The organism is Limosilactobacillus oris (genome assembly GCF_025311495.1).
Taxonomy (GTDB): domain Bacteria; phylum Bacillota; class Bacilli; order Lactobacillales; family Lactobacillaceae; genus Limosilactobacillus; species Limosilactobacillus oris_A.
Genome location: NZ_CP104398.1, coordinates 1527389 through 1539747 on the forward strand (window position 1 = coordinate 1527389; position 12359 = coordinate 1539747).

The 12359-nt window shown below is 35.4% G+C and carries 14 protein-coding genes; 11 read left to right on the forward strand and 3 right to left on the reverse strand.

Translation table 11 applies throughout. The features are described 5' to 3' along the window. Positions 1-79: 79 nt before the first annotated feature. From N4599_RS07625 to N4599_RS07640, 4 genes are read left to right on the forward strand one after another with little or no spacing between them, the layout of a single operon-like run. A complete protein-coding gene (locus tag N4599_RS07625) occupies positions 80-763 on the forward strand; it encodes a DUF5986 family protein (protein ID WP_260898835.1) in 684 nt (227 codons plus the stop codon). A gap of 6 nt (positions 764-769) precedes the next feature. Next, on the forward strand, positions 770-1900 hold the full coding sequence (locus N4599_RS07630) for an XRE family transcriptional regulator (RefSeq protein WP_260898837.1): 1131 nt from the start codon (positions 770-772) through the stop codon (positions 1898-1900). A gap of 32 nt (positions 1901-1932) precedes the next feature. Further along, a complete protein-coding gene (locus N4599_RS07635) occupies positions 1933-3441 on the forward strand; it encodes an Eco57I restriction-modification methylase domain-containing protein (RefSeq protein WP_260898839.1) in 1509 nt (502 codons plus the stop codon). A 22-nt stretch (positions 3442-3463) separates the two neighbouring features. Beyond that, positions 3464-4396 (forward strand): BsuBI/PstI family type II restriction endonuclease, encoded by a 933-nt coding sequence (locus N4599_RS07640; RefSeq protein WP_260898841.1) that lies wholly within the window; start codon positions 3464-3466, stop codon positions 4394-4396. A gap of 305 nt (positions 4397-4701) precedes the next feature. On the opposite strand, the gene tnpC is transcribed toward N4599_RS07640, so the two are convergent. The 3 genes from tnpC to N4599_RS07655 all read right to left on the reverse strand — a co-directional run bounded on the left by tnpC (position 4702) and on the right by N4599_RS07655 (position 6844). After that, a complete protein-coding gene (tnpC, locus tag N4599_RS07645; RefSeq protein WP_260898843.1) occupies positions 4702-6243 on the reverse strand; it encodes an IS66 family transposase in 1542 nt (513 codons plus the stop codon). Between the two features lie 66 nt (positions 6244-6309). After that, positions 6310-6666, reverse strand: coding sequence for an IS66 family insertion sequence element accessory protein TnpB (gene tnpB, locus N4599_RS07650; protein WP_260898845.1), 357 nt, complete (start codon positions 6664-6666; stop codon positions 6310-6312). Then, positions 6656-6844, reverse strand: coding sequence for a hypothetical protein (locus N4599_RS07655; protein ID WP_260898847.1), 189 nt, complete (start codon positions 6842-6844; stop codon positions 6656-6658). Before N4599_RS07655 ends, tnpB begins: the two co-directional genes overlap by 11 nt. Before the next feature lie 826 nt (positions 6845-7670). Between N4599_RS07655 and N4599_RS07660 the strand changes: the two genes are divergently transcribed. The 7 genes from N4599_RS07660 (at position 7671) to N4599_RS07690 (ending at position 12311) form a co-directional block, all read left to right on the forward strand. Further along, positions 7671-7922, forward strand: a complete 252-nt coding sequence (locus N4599_RS07660) for an AbrB/MazE/SpoVT family DNA-binding domain-containing protein (RefSeq protein ID WP_260898849.1) — start codon at positions 7671-7673, stop codon at positions 7920-7922. Positions 7923-8698: 776 nt separating this feature from the next. Next, complete coding sequence (locus N4599_RS07665) at positions 8699-9277, forward strand: plasmid mobilization relaxosome protein MobC (protein WP_260898851.1); 579 nt, start codon at positions 8699-8701, stop codon at positions 9275-9277. Then, positions 9234-10130: a relaxase/mobilization nuclease domain-containing protein gene (locus N4599_RS07670; protein WP_260898853.1), complete on the forward strand. Its 897-nt coding sequence runs from the start codon at positions 9234-9236 to the stop codon at positions 10128-10130. The genes N4599_RS07665 and N4599_RS07670 overlap by 44 nt, the downstream gene beginning before the upstream one ends. Before the next feature lie 32 nt (positions 10131-10162). After that, on the forward strand, positions 10163-11095 hold the full coding sequence (locus N4599_RS07675) for an AAA family ATPase (protein ID WP_260898855.1): 933 nt from the start codon (positions 10163-10165) through the stop codon (positions 11093-11095). Then, on the forward strand, positions 11082-11348 hold the full coding sequence (locus N4599_RS07680) for a histidine kinase (RefSeq protein ID WP_260898857.1): 267 nt from the start codon (positions 11082-11084) through the stop codon (positions 11346-11348). The genes N4599_RS07675 and N4599_RS07680 overlap by 14 nt, the downstream gene beginning before the upstream one ends. A 242-nt stretch (positions 11349-11590) precedes the next feature. Continuing rightward, positions 11591-11932, forward strand: a complete 342-nt coding sequence (locus tag N4599_RS07685; RefSeq protein ID WP_003672423.1) for an IS66 family transposase — start codon at positions 11591-11593, stop codon at positions 11930-11932. Then, positions 11814-12311, forward strand: a complete 498-nt coding sequence (locus tag N4599_RS07690) for an IS66 family transposase (protein WP_260902517.1) — start codon at positions 11814-11816, stop codon at positions 12309-12311. The genes N4599_RS07685 and N4599_RS07690 overlap by 119 nt, the downstream gene beginning before the upstream one ends. The last annotated feature ends 48 nt before the right edge of the window (positions 12312-12359 follow it).

Consider the following 12359-nt stretch of genomic DNA (forward strand, 5'->3'; position numbering starts at 1 on the left):
ATTTTTGTGCGAAAATTATAGAAAAAAGTCAACTATAAGAGTAAAATTAGCTTTAAATAATATAAAGGCGGTGCTCAGAATGGGAAATGAAGAAGTAATTGATTCGATTTTACAAGTAATGAAGGTTACGCGACGCGATGTTATTGACGATTTTAGGGAAGCAATTTCGGATGTAAATACTAACGGGTTGCCACAAGCAGTGTGGGCACGCAGGGCTAAAGTGTTAGTAAAAATTTTTAAGCACAATGATAGAATAAAAGTGTTACATATTAAGAGGGGCTTTTGGGAAATAAATCCAGTTTTTAATACTGAAACTGGAGAGCTATATTTATTATCATCCAAGGATAACTTTAAAAATATAAAAAATAAATATTTAAAAAACGGAACTTCAACTCACTACACTTATGATTTACTCATTTATAATTCTGGACTATTGCCTTTGACAAGTGAAGTAACCTTGTTCCAAAATAATGACGATGATGAAAAAAGAATTACAGAGAATCAAAAAATGTTGGGTGAATGGTATGAGAATGTAAAGAAAGTTTATATCGTAATCGTCGATTACGTAGTTGATGAAGCTATTGAGGCAAGCTGTTTATTGCTCAATGATCAATATGCTACGGTAGATGAGGTTAATTTGACTCCATTGCTTCATGAGAATGATAATGACAATAAGAATTTGAATGGTGCTATGGATAATACTGATAATAAGCAACATAAGCCTCTAGTAACCTTAAAAAAGAAGCAAAATAAGAAAGAGTGATGCACTATGTCTATGCCATTTAATGGTAAGAGACTAAAAGAAGCAAGAAGGTTTAGAAAACTATCTATAACTGATTTATCTAAAAATATTAAAGTCTCAAAGCAAATGATTTCAAGATATGAACATGGCGATTCTATACCAAGCGCTAGTAATTATCAAAAAATAGTGCTCAATTTAAAATTTCCATTAGCGTTTTTCCAACAAGAAGATAAGTATAGTCAAGAAGACTTGGGAACATTCTATAGAAGCCGGCTCACGTCTACACAAGTTGAGAAACAACCAAGTGAGTTAAAGAAAAAGTATTTAGCTATTTTAGCAAATTTATTTGAAGACTATGTTGATTTCCCACTGTTAGAAGATAATATTGACTTTTCTTCTAAACCTGCTGTGGCTGCTCAAGAGCTTAGAAACGCTTGGGAAATAAAAGGACCAGTTCCTGATATGACCGATTTACTTGAAAGACATGGATTCAAACTTGCTCTGATATCGTCCTATTCAGGTAAAGTTGATGCGTTTGGTAGTGAGATTGAAATTAATGGTAAAAATTATTATTGTATTTTAATAGATTCGGATAATAATTCTTATTTTAGGCAACAATTTAGCTTAGCTCACGAACTTGGACATTGGGTTTTGCATTCGGGAAAGTTACAACCTCAAGAATTAGATTCAGTTGAATATAGGACTATGGAAAATGAAGCCAATTCTTTTGCTGCTAACTTTCTATTACCGTCGTTGCAATTTAAAAAAGATATTTTACATAAAGAAACAAGCCTTAATAATTATATTATTTTAAAACGTAAATGGAAGGTTTCCATTTCTAGTATGATATATCGTGCTAATTCATTAGGGTTACTTACTCCTAATGAATTTCGTAATTTACAGAAGCGATTAAGTTATAATCATTGGCGTAAGGAAGAACCGTTTGATAAAGATTTTGTTATAAGAAAGCCAGTTTTAATGGAGCAAGCATTTAATTTAATAAATCAAATTGAGCTTTTTGATGGTAACGTAATCAATGGACTATTAGAAGAGAAATATGGTCTTGCACTTCCATTAAATGTAATTTCAGAGTTATTGGGAGTTCCTGATGAAAAATTGAGGAATAATGGTTCTAATATAGTTACATATAAGAGTTAGACCTAATTACTTCATGAAAGGAATGGCAGTAAATGGATGTGGCATTAGAAAATGTTCAGGTGAAAAACATGCTGAACAAGGCTGAGGAGAAATTTATAAGTACGCTTAGTCGTCAGGAACAAAAGCAAATTGGTCAATTTACTACACCGCAAAATATTGCAAATTATATGTCTGATAGACTATTGGAAAATAATTTTTGCCAAAAACATTCAACTTTTAAAATATTAGATCCAGGTGCTGGTACGGGTGTGTTAGGAATATCACTTGTGCAGAAAATATTTTCGATAAATAGTAATGCAATTGTCCAAATTGTTTCTTATGAAAATGATAACAATGCTTTAAAAGTTTTAAGGCATAACTATAAATTAATATTTAAATGGGCTAAAAATAATAATTTAAAATTCACATATACAATAAAACCACAAAATTATATTTTGGACGGATATAACTTATTTGATTATGGAATTAATAATCACGAAAATGAATATGATTTAATTATTTCAAACCCTCCATATAAAAAACTAAGAAAGGATAGTGAAGAAGCTACGGCAATGCCTTTTATTGTACATGGAGCTCCTAATCTGTATGGGTTGTTTTGGGCAAAATCAATAATTGAATTAAAGCCAAATTCAAATTCTATATTTATTATTCCCCGTTCATGGATGAGCGGTTCTTATTTTACTAAATTGCGTCAGTTTATTTTTTCTCAAGGAAATATAAGTGAAATACATTCTTTCGAGGCAAGAAAAAATAAATTCGGGAATGCAAAGGTTTTACAGGAATTGGTTATTGTTGTTTTTAAAAAAAGGTCAGCGATTAATCAGATTAGATACTTTACACATAATAGTGTTTCTTTGCTTGACAAGACAAACTATATAATGGCTGATAAAGCCAATGTAGTTGTTGGAAAAGAGCAAAGAATATACTTAGTTAATAGTAAAAAGGATATTGAAACTTTAAAATGGGCTAATAGATTTTCAAGTACGGTTGAAAAGTCTGGTTTAAAAATGAAGACTGGATTAACAGTATGTTTCCGTAATAAAAGTTTATTAGAGGATGAAGGTTCAAGTGAAAATGTACCTATTATTTTTAGTGATAATATCAGTAAGCATTCTGTTCATCTTAATAGAAAAAAAGACCAATTTTTAAAAAAGAAACGTAACGGATTACTCCAAAACAATCAAGATTATATCTTTGTAAAACGGTTCTCCTCAAAAGAAGAAAAGCGAAGAATTCAAACCGCATACTATAATTCTTCAAGATTTAGCAAATATGATCAAATCAGTACTGATAATAAATTAAATTTTGTTATTGCAGAAAATGATAACCTTTTAAAAGGAGCATACTTATTTCTATCATCAACTAAATTTGATGAATACTATCGTCTTTTAGGAAGCAATACTCAGGTAAATTCTACTGAGATAAATACGATGAAATGTCCAAGTAAACAACAGCTTATTGAACTAGGACAAGAGTACGATGCTCAACACCTAGAGAGTATGGAACAGAATATGATAGATAAATTAATTTCTAATATATAAGTTTAAAAGCGGAGGTTCTATGATGAGTAATAATAAACTAGACGATGTATGTGAAATATTAAAAGATGTTGAATTTAGTAATGACATAAACACTAACAATATGGCAGTGAGATTTATTGTTGCCGCAACTAGAATTACTAATGAAATGGAATGGGAAAATGCTACTAATGATGGAATAAGTATGCATGAGTCTCGTCTATTCTTAAATAGTAACTATGATACTAACTTAAAAGAGAATACACGAGAATCATTAAGAAAAAATGGAGCAAAGAAATTAGAAACGGTGGGCCTTGCTAGAAACAATGAGTCTGAGGGGATAGCAACTAATTCTAGTAAATTTAAATGGTATTTGAATGATGATTTTTTTGATCTTGTTAAAAGCTATGGTACAAGTAGCTATGAAAAGCTATTACAAAAATTTCTACCCAATAGGGAATCAAGAATCCAGCTATTAAGGTCAACAAGAGAAAAAACTATGATCCCTATTAAGTACCAAGGTCATAATTTTAAATTAACTCCGGGTGCTCATAATATTCTCCATAAAGAAGTTATTGAAAAGTTTGCACCTAAATTTGCGGGCGGTTCTGAATTGCTTTATGTGGGGGATACTGCAAATAAAAGCTTGATTTTTGAGAAAAGTAAATTGCGGCAATTGGGATTTCCAATTACAATGCATAAAATTATTCCAGATATTATTTTATATAATGAGAAGAAACGATGGTTGTTTTTGGTTGAAGCAGTATCAAGTACTGGACCAATGTCGATAGATCGTGTTACTCAGATAAAGAATAATTATAAAGGTAATGCAGGGTTAATCTTTGTTACGGCGTTCCAAAATTGGAGTGTCTACAAAAAGTTTGTTAGCAAGATTGCGTGGGAAACAGAAATATGGATAGCAGATTTTCCAGATCATATGATTCATATGAATGGTGATAGATTTATGGGGCCACGATAATTTATTACACATATTTAAATGGTGTGAAGAGAATGCACACAATATTGCACACGAACTGGTAAAAAAGCTAACTAGATAACTGATAAATAAGGGATGAACAAAGATAAACCTATAAGCTTCTAGTCAGCACTAGATAGAATTCAAAAGCCCACAGAAAAAGCTGCAAAAGCTTAATCTGTGGGCTTTTTTGTACACTTAAGAAGTAAAGTGAATGGTTCTGAAAGTAAGCAGTCGTTATTGATACGTATTGACAAAAAGGCGTCCAAGGCCGAATCTTTTTGATCTAGTCTTGGACGCCTTCTTGTTTATTCATGACAATTTCTTTGTACTTGTTTTGCCCATGGCAAATAAGCCTCGAGGCCTTCGTCCTCGCGGTTTGGTAGGTGATCAAATAAGTATTTAAAATACTTATAGATATTCAAATGATTTAATTTTGCAGTGGCAGTTAAGCTGTAGTAAACTGCACTGGCTTGTGCACCATCAATACTTTTAGCGAATAAACTATTTTTACGAATCAGAGTTGATGGTCTGATTGTTTGTTCCACCGGATTATTGGTCAATGGAATTTGTCCATTTTCAAAGATTCGATATACTCGCTTTTTAAGTTTCAAGGCATTATTAATGGCTGCTTTTAATTGACCCTGGGGAAAGTTAATTTCTTCCAGATAATCATACAGTTGGTCTACTAAAGGCTTAACCAACAACTTTCGTTGTTGAAGCTTTTCAATTTGATTATGATACTTTAACCGATTTTCGTAATAAAAAATCGGACGCATCAATTTTAGCACTTGATAAGCCTTGGAATGCTTCAACTGCTCCTTTTTCAGTAGCCGTGTTATTCGGTAAAACTCACGACGAATGTGAACCAGGCATGAACCAAACTTTGCCCTAGGATATAGTCGATTACTATAACCACCATAGCCGTCGCACATAATAACTCCATTGTAATTGTGCCCCATAAGCTTACCGATTATTTTACCCGAACGAGTATTAAAATAATGAAACAACGCAATTTGATGCTTACTAAACTCTTCGGTAGTTCTAGTTACCCAGAAGTAGCTGGTTTCATTACGCTCATCGATTACTTTAAACGGTGTTTCATCCATATGAATAACCGCCTCTTGCTTAGTTAGATTAAGTAGCCGTTGATATAGGGGCTCTAAATAAGTTTGACTTACTTTGATAATATTAGTTGCTAATTGGCGCCCTTTGACTGGCAAACCTAAGGCTTGCCAGAGCTTAATTTGGCGATGAAATGGTAACGCCAAGTTAAACTTATATTCCGCCACTTTCGCTAAAATTGAGCTGGAAAAATAACTATGCGGTAAGAGACTCTGTGGCATCTTACTACTAACAATTTTATCGCCACCACGACGGTGGCACGTTTTACAGCGATAACTTTCCTGATAGTAGTTTACACATAAAAGTTCTGCTGGCTTTAGTTTTGGTTCACGACTATACAGATGTTTTCCAATTAGTTTCATTTCTTGATGACAATCTGGACAAAGGTTACTTTCAAGGTGAATAACATGATTAATTTGAGGCAAATTATTCAAAAAAGTAGTCCGTTGACCACTTGCCTTGGGCTTGCGGTGACGCACTACTTTCCTTGGTATTTGTTCAATCACTTCAGTGATTGATACATCGCTGTCTTGTAGCTGATTTAAGATTTGGTCATTAAAAAGTGATTGTTGGCCCTCAGCTACTTTATCAATAACTTCAGTTTTTTTCCCAAACATTTGATTCTGTTGAAGCTTAATAATTGCCATTAATTGGGCAATTTTCTTATTTGCTTCTGCCAACTGTTCTTCTAACTGTTTAATTCTCTTCTCGGCTGAATCAGTCATCGTGCGTCACCTCCTTTGATGTCCTTGATATTATACCAAAGAACCATCATTTTAAAAAGGAGTGATCTAATAAAAACTACCGGGTTTGGCAGGCTTAATTTGCTTTACCGGAAGCGGATTAAGTCCTGCTAATAACCACTTAACTTGTCTGCTGGATAGTTGTTTTGCCTCCTGACTGTACCTGGGCCACTTAAGTCGGCCATTTTCAAAGCGTTTGTACAAAAGGATAAATCCTTCACCATCCCAAAATAATCCTTTGAACCGATCATTTCTACTTCCACAGAAAAGAAATAAAGAATTATTGTATAGCTCAAGTCCATAGTTCTCAGCGATAACCATTGCTAAACCATCAATGCCTTTTCTTAAATCCGTTTTACCGCATACCAGATAGACATAATCCGGGACCGTCCAATCAATGAGCATAACGAACAATCACCTTAGCTATTTCACTTACCAAATTAGGATTAGCTCCGCGGAAAGCAGTTAATCTTATATCATTAACTTCCATTTTTACTGCGGGCCGCGAGGCCATGCGTTTGCTTTTATTAAAGGTATCCTTACTTTTAAAAACTGGGGTAATAATTTCAGATTTTTCTTCCATCAAAAATGCCTCCTACACTGGGATAGTCTCAGTATAGAAGGCACATTGAATAATTCATAGACGTGTTGTTATTGACTGCTTACTTCTGAAATGTTCTGAATTACTGTTTCAAACACATAAATAAACACACAGAATTAAAAATTGTGTTCTGTGTGTTTGAGAGAAAATACAAGAGGTCATATAGGTTGATATATCAACGTTTTAACGTGATATTTTTGTGTGTTTGGGCAGTGAATTTAGACCAATTTGAGAAATAAACAGTCTATTACTAAAGAAAGGTATGACATGAATGAATTTAAGGTATTTTTGTACTGATAATTCAAAATAGGTGCAAAATAAAAAAACAGCGACGACCGAAGTCACCGCTGAAATAGTTATTGATTACCATAATTAATTGGATTGAATGTTACTTCAAGAGCCAATTAAGAAGGTAGTTAACAACCTTTTTGATTGCAAACTTAAATTCTTTTTTCAAAGAACAGAAAGCTTGCTTAACGAGCCTATTTGGCACGATCAGGACTATAATGCACCAATGCAATTGGGACACCTCCCTTTTGCACTAACTTGTGAATTGGTTAGATTCAACAGTGTGCTTAAATATTGTATCATAAAAGAAACATGTTATAATGTACGTATCAGGATTATGATGCCGGTGTGCAAAATGGTTTCAGTTGGTTACTTAAACCGTACCGGTAGTTGGGGTGCCTAATAAGCGCCCTTTTTATTTATGATATTGTTCTTAGATTGTTTATCCTATTCTAAATTATAGTAAGATATTTAGCTGTTAATAATAGTTGCTAAATTGGCACAATAAGGAGTCTTAATAATGGTTATTAAGTCACCAACTAAAATTTTTAAATCAGGTAATTCTGGTGCGGTACGAATTAGTAAGGATATTATGAATGCAGCAGGGCTAAAAGTGGATGACAAAATTAATGTGACTTTTGATTCCCATGATGGCAGTATTGTGATTAAGGCCGCTGATACCGATAATGAGGTTCATAATAATTTTTCTGAAATTTTAGATCGGAGTTTAAATGAAGATCAAGCAATATTAGACTTCCTCAAGAATAAGTGAACATGGAACGTTTAACTGAGGAAGTGTTAATTGAAATTAACCGATGAATCATTAGTCGTGCTGGTGAAAGGCAATCGGCGTATTGAATGTTATCAGTATAGATATTGAGAGAAAAATAGGAGAGGCTGAAAAAGCCTTTTCTATTTTTTTATAACTCTTTCCTACCAAAATAGTAGTCGAAAGGTATCTTATGGTTCTAATTAGGTACCAAACGCTATTTTATAGAGACTGTTTAGATATTTTGCTTACTTTTATTGAAAAGTAAGTGACTTGCTATCGTGGTCAATTCAAGATAGTGACTATTGTCCTACTTATCGTCATTTGATAAGTGGGGAATTTTTTGCTTCTGTTTGTTGCCACAAAAAGAAATGCTGAAATCCAAACGGAGCAGTCAGTTTGGTCACTGTTGTTACTTATAGTGAAGTTATAAGTAAATCGGCTGGGGAATCTCAAAAGGTGACCTTGAATGTTAATCTCAAGGTACTCACCGTTTTGAATGGAGCAGACGATACAACGACAGGGTGCAGGGAGAGCGTGCAGGCTCCCCGCCAAGCTATAAAATGTATGACAAACTTTTGTTATCATACGTTTTTAATTGCTTGCAAGTTAGGTACTGCTTAGTATATAATATAGTTGATAAATTGGTATAGACCAATTAATGCTAAGCAGGAACTAACCCGACGAATTTTGAAATTTAGTCAGCCGTTGTCGGTAGCAACCGAAGGCTGAAAATTTCTTTTGCCGGGACGGCAAACATGAGGAGGGGTCATTGCACTATGAAGCCGGTACGAGATAAATTAATTCAGAGCCGTTTAGATGAAGATGAACTGTCAGACTTTGATGAAGTGAAGAAGATGTTGGGTGAAGAAAACAATTCTAAAACAGTTCGCCGGATGATCAAGGATGAGATGATGCTAAAGAAAGCTAAGGAAGAATGGAAGAAAGGTAATACTGATATGGTGACAGAGCTGGTAACCAAACTATCTGATGAAGGTCGTTTACCGCTGGTTGAAGCACTAATGGGTATTACGGACACTAAAACATCATCTCAGTTGAGCATCTTACAAAGCCAGTTTAGTGATATTCAGTCGCAACTAGAAGCTATCATGATGTCGGTAACGCAAATGGGCAATAATCTTAACCAAATAGCTAAAGTAATGAATACAGCAGCTAAAGAAGACGAAGACCTAACAGACACAGATCTTTGGAAATGGATTTCATCACGACTATTTGAAGATTCACGATATTTGTCAGTTCTCAAAAAGAAAATTGCTGATTTTAAGGTTGAAGTTGGATTAGAAAAAAGGGACGATGAAACGCATGTCTATCCTGCAGACACACAGTTGCCATTCTAGTTACAATCGCCTGAAGTATGTATTTAATGAACCTGTCCATTCATATCAGAAAACTGATAAACGTGTTTTAGCTGCAACTGGCTTTAACATTAAAATGTTGCATGACAATGATGGTAGGATTTCGGTGACTCAAAATGGTGCCTACCTTGAACGACAATTTAGGACAGTATTAAAACGTGCCCATAATCCGAAGCGCCGCTATCAAGCTCAAACCATAATTATTTCTTTTGATCCATCGGAATTTGACACATCAGACTTAAAAACTCAATCACAACAAGCATTACAACTTGTACAGCATTATGTTCGTAAGCATTTTGCCGATTGCCAGTCCGCAATAGCTATTCAGTCCGACGGTGAAGGCGGTAAATTACATGCCCATGTCGTGATGAACACTATCAGGCCATCGGGTAAGACAGTAGCTACAAACAGGTTTAATATTCAAAAACTTCGTAAAGATTTTGATGAAGAAATGCAAACCAATTATCAGAAAGTTACCGGTCGTCAGTGGACCAACCCCATACATAACCAATCAAATCGCCAAGACATACATAATCTGACGACTAAATCTGAGTGGCAACAGCAACTAAAAGAGTTAATTAACCAAATTAAGGTAAAAGTTGATAACATTGCTGACTTTTTGAAGCAACTTGAACAACATGGTGTAACGGTCACAAAACGACAAAAAGGCAAAAGTTGGACATATCATCAAATAGTTGAAACTAAGACGGGTACTAGAGAATTGAAAGTGCGGGACTTTTACCAAAGGGTGAACAAACAAACTGGAGAAATCAAATCGACTAGAGGTCTGGGCCGATCATTCTCGAAAGTAGCAATTGAAGATTATTTTAAGTAGGAAGAAAGAAAATGAAAAGGAGCGTTATAGTAATGGACGAAGAGAAGACGACGGACTCGAAAAAGTCAAAACCATGGCGGCAGATGCTAAAGTCCGAATCCAGCGACAACGACGAATTAACCAAATTGCTCAACAGCGACTTGAAAAAGCCACGTATGACGAGAAGCGAAAAGCAGTTAAACAAAAAACTCGACTACTTAATCAAGAACAACGTGAAACCAGACGAACTGCAAAGTCTAACCAACCAGCTCCAAAAACTCAGCGACAAAGTGGACAAGAACAACGAAGAAGTTCAAAAGAAGCTGAGGGACCAGAACTCTGACGTACTCAAAGCAGTAAGTGATGCTCAAGCAATTGGGTATAGTGATGGATTAGTTGACCGAGTTGATAGCCTTGAACAGAAGGTTGATGGACTTGAGTCTGATATTAACCTAAGGGAGCAAAATCTTGATCAAAAAACTCAAGAGTGTATTGCTAAAGCAGCCGACTTGAATGAGGCTGGCAAGTACCTAGAGCATTACACTCAAACGGTAAACAATCGTTTAGTGCCGACTTTACGGAATCTTATTTTGTCTATACAAAATGGGATAACTCATCATACTAGTGAGGTTACTAATGATGTATATCAACATTTCCAAGATGATACTGGGAAAACAATTGATGAAGTGGTTAAATCAACCGTTAATCAGCAATTCAAACAAGATCGCGAGGATGCTCAGCAAGCTAGTTTAAGTGCGCGAATGAGTGCAAAGGTTAGTCAGCAAAACGTTGATAAAATGTCCATAGTTCTTGATACTTTTCTAAAATTTATTATGGTTGTTGGGGTTGAAATGGTTATTTTACTATTAAGCGTGTCTTTGACACCGAGATGGTGGAAACTACTCACGTTTGCTGTACTAATTGGTGTTAGTGGTATTTTTGATTATATTCTGTATAGGAAGAAGGTTGCTAATGATGGCATTTGATGTGATTATTGCAAGTGACCAACAAATTGATGCTATGCTTCACTCAATAAAACGGATTCCAACGTGGAAATTGGAAAATACGCAGTCTGAACGAGAGCATAAGCGAATTCATCAGCTTCAGCTCCACCAGCAACAACTAGAGCAGGATAAGGAAGCCGAAACTGAGCGGAAAAAGCAACGAAGAATTATTGCTGTACCTAAGGTGCAAACTAAAAAGCCGTTATCCCATCAAGGCAACGACTTAGAGTTATAATTTAAATTTAAGCATTATTTTTAGTATCATAATATACGAAAAGAGAGCAGTGAGCTCCTACTTCACTACCCTCAATCGTGAATTTGGATGATTTTTGGGTTTGAAAAGAGATTAGCCTTTGCGGTTAGTCTCTTTTACTATTTGGTAAGCTTTTGCGAACAGCAAGCTTGCACGGGCTAAAATCCAAACAGCCACAGCCAACTGGACCGTGCTTATTCCTCCAATCATTCCTAACTCTCGGCATGATTGCCCACTTCCATTATGCGGCTTCCCGTGGAGGCGAAGTAATCCCACAAATTATTGGCCCAGATTACCAAGGCTGTTTGATGTGTGATGGGCACAGTGCTTATCAACAAAGTAGATTGCCCAATGGATTCCTTGGGGCCTGCTTAATTCATGTCATGCGTAAATTCAAGGAACTCGTTAAAATTGGCAAAGGAGCAAAAGCCTTAGAGCACTCTAAAGCTGCAAAGGCAGTCGAAAAATTGGGGGAAAGTCTTTCACACCGAGGATGGTCTAAGCTATACAACAGCGGTCCAAAAAGCTCAGGAACGAAAGCGAAAAGTCAAACCGTTGTTAGATGAATTCTACGAATTCATCAGCAAGATAAAGAAACCAATTGGCAGATTAAAAACAGCGATTAACTACGCGTTAAGTCAGAAACAGCGAGTGTACCAAATTTTTGATCACGGAGAGATGCCATTGGATAATAATCACGATGAGCAGCAAATCCGGCCAACTACAATTGGGCGGAAGAACTATCTCTTCACAAAGAGTGAAGTGGGCGCCAAGGCTAACGCAATGTGGTATAGCATCATTCAAACCGCTAAATTAAATAAACTCAGGGTACGTGAGTACTTAGAATATCTGTTAGAAGCCTTTGCATGGACTGATCAGCCCGATTGGAAAGCCTATTTGCCATGGGCACCAGAAATTCAGGAAAGATTTTGCATCACCAATTGAAAAAAAGCTCGCCGAAATATCCTTTTTTAGGATATCTCAGTGAGCTTT

What these genes read in the sequence shown, in the direction of transcription:
- N4599_RS07625 (WP_260898835.1), top strand. Translation starts at nt 80, where the DNA reads ATGGGAAATGAAGAAGTAATTGATTCGATTTTACAAGTAATGAAGGTT.
- N4599_RS07630 (WP_260898837.1), top strand. Translation starts at nt 770, where the DNA reads ATGTCTATGCCATTTAATGGTAAGAGACTAAAAGAAGCAAGAAGGTTT.
- N4599_RS07635 (WP_260898839.1), top strand. Translation starts at nt 1,933, where the DNA reads ATGGATGTGGCATTAGAAAATGTTCAGGTGAAAAACATGCTGAACAAG.
- N4599_RS07640 (WP_260898841.1), top strand. Translation starts at nt 3,464, where the DNA reads ATGAGTAATAATAAACTAGACGATGTATGTGAAATATTAAAAGATGTT.
- tnpC (WP_260898843.1), bottom strand. Translation starts at nt 6,243, where the DNA reads ATGACTGATTCAGCCGAGAAGAGAATTAAACAGTTAGAAGAACAGTTG.
- tnpB (WP_260898845.1), bottom strand. Translation starts at nt 6,666, where the DNA reads ATGCTCATTGATTGGACGGTCCCGGATTATGTCTATCTGGTATGCGGT.
- N4599_RS07655 (WP_260898847.1), bottom strand. Translation starts at nt 6,844, where the DNA reads ATGGAAGAAAAATCTGAAATTATTACCCCAGTTTTTAAAAGTAAGGAT.
- N4599_RS07660 (WP_260898849.1), top strand. Translation starts at nt 7,671, where the DNA reads ATGGTTATTAAGTCACCAACTAAAATTTTTAAATCAGGTAATTCTGGT.
- N4599_RS07665 (WP_260898851.1), top strand. Translation starts at nt 8,699, where the DNA reads ATGAAGCCGGTACGAGATAAATTAATTCAGAGCCGTTTAGATGAAGAT.
- N4599_RS07670 (WP_260898853.1), top strand. Translation starts at nt 9,234, where the DNA reads ATGAAACGCATGTCTATCCTGCAGACACACAGTTGCCATTCTAGTTAC.
- N4599_RS07675 (WP_260898855.1), top strand. Translation starts at nt 10,163, where the DNA reads ATGGACGAAGAGAAGACGACGGACTCGAAAAAGTCAAAACCATGGCGG.
- N4599_RS07680 (WP_260898857.1), top strand. Translation starts at nt 11,082, where the DNA reads ATGATGGCATTTGATGTGATTATTGCAAGTGACCAACAAATTGATGCT.
- N4599_RS07685 (WP_003672423.1), top strand. Translation starts at nt 11,591, where the DNA reads ATGATTGCCCACTTCCATTATGCGGCTTCCCGTGGAGGCGAAGTAATC.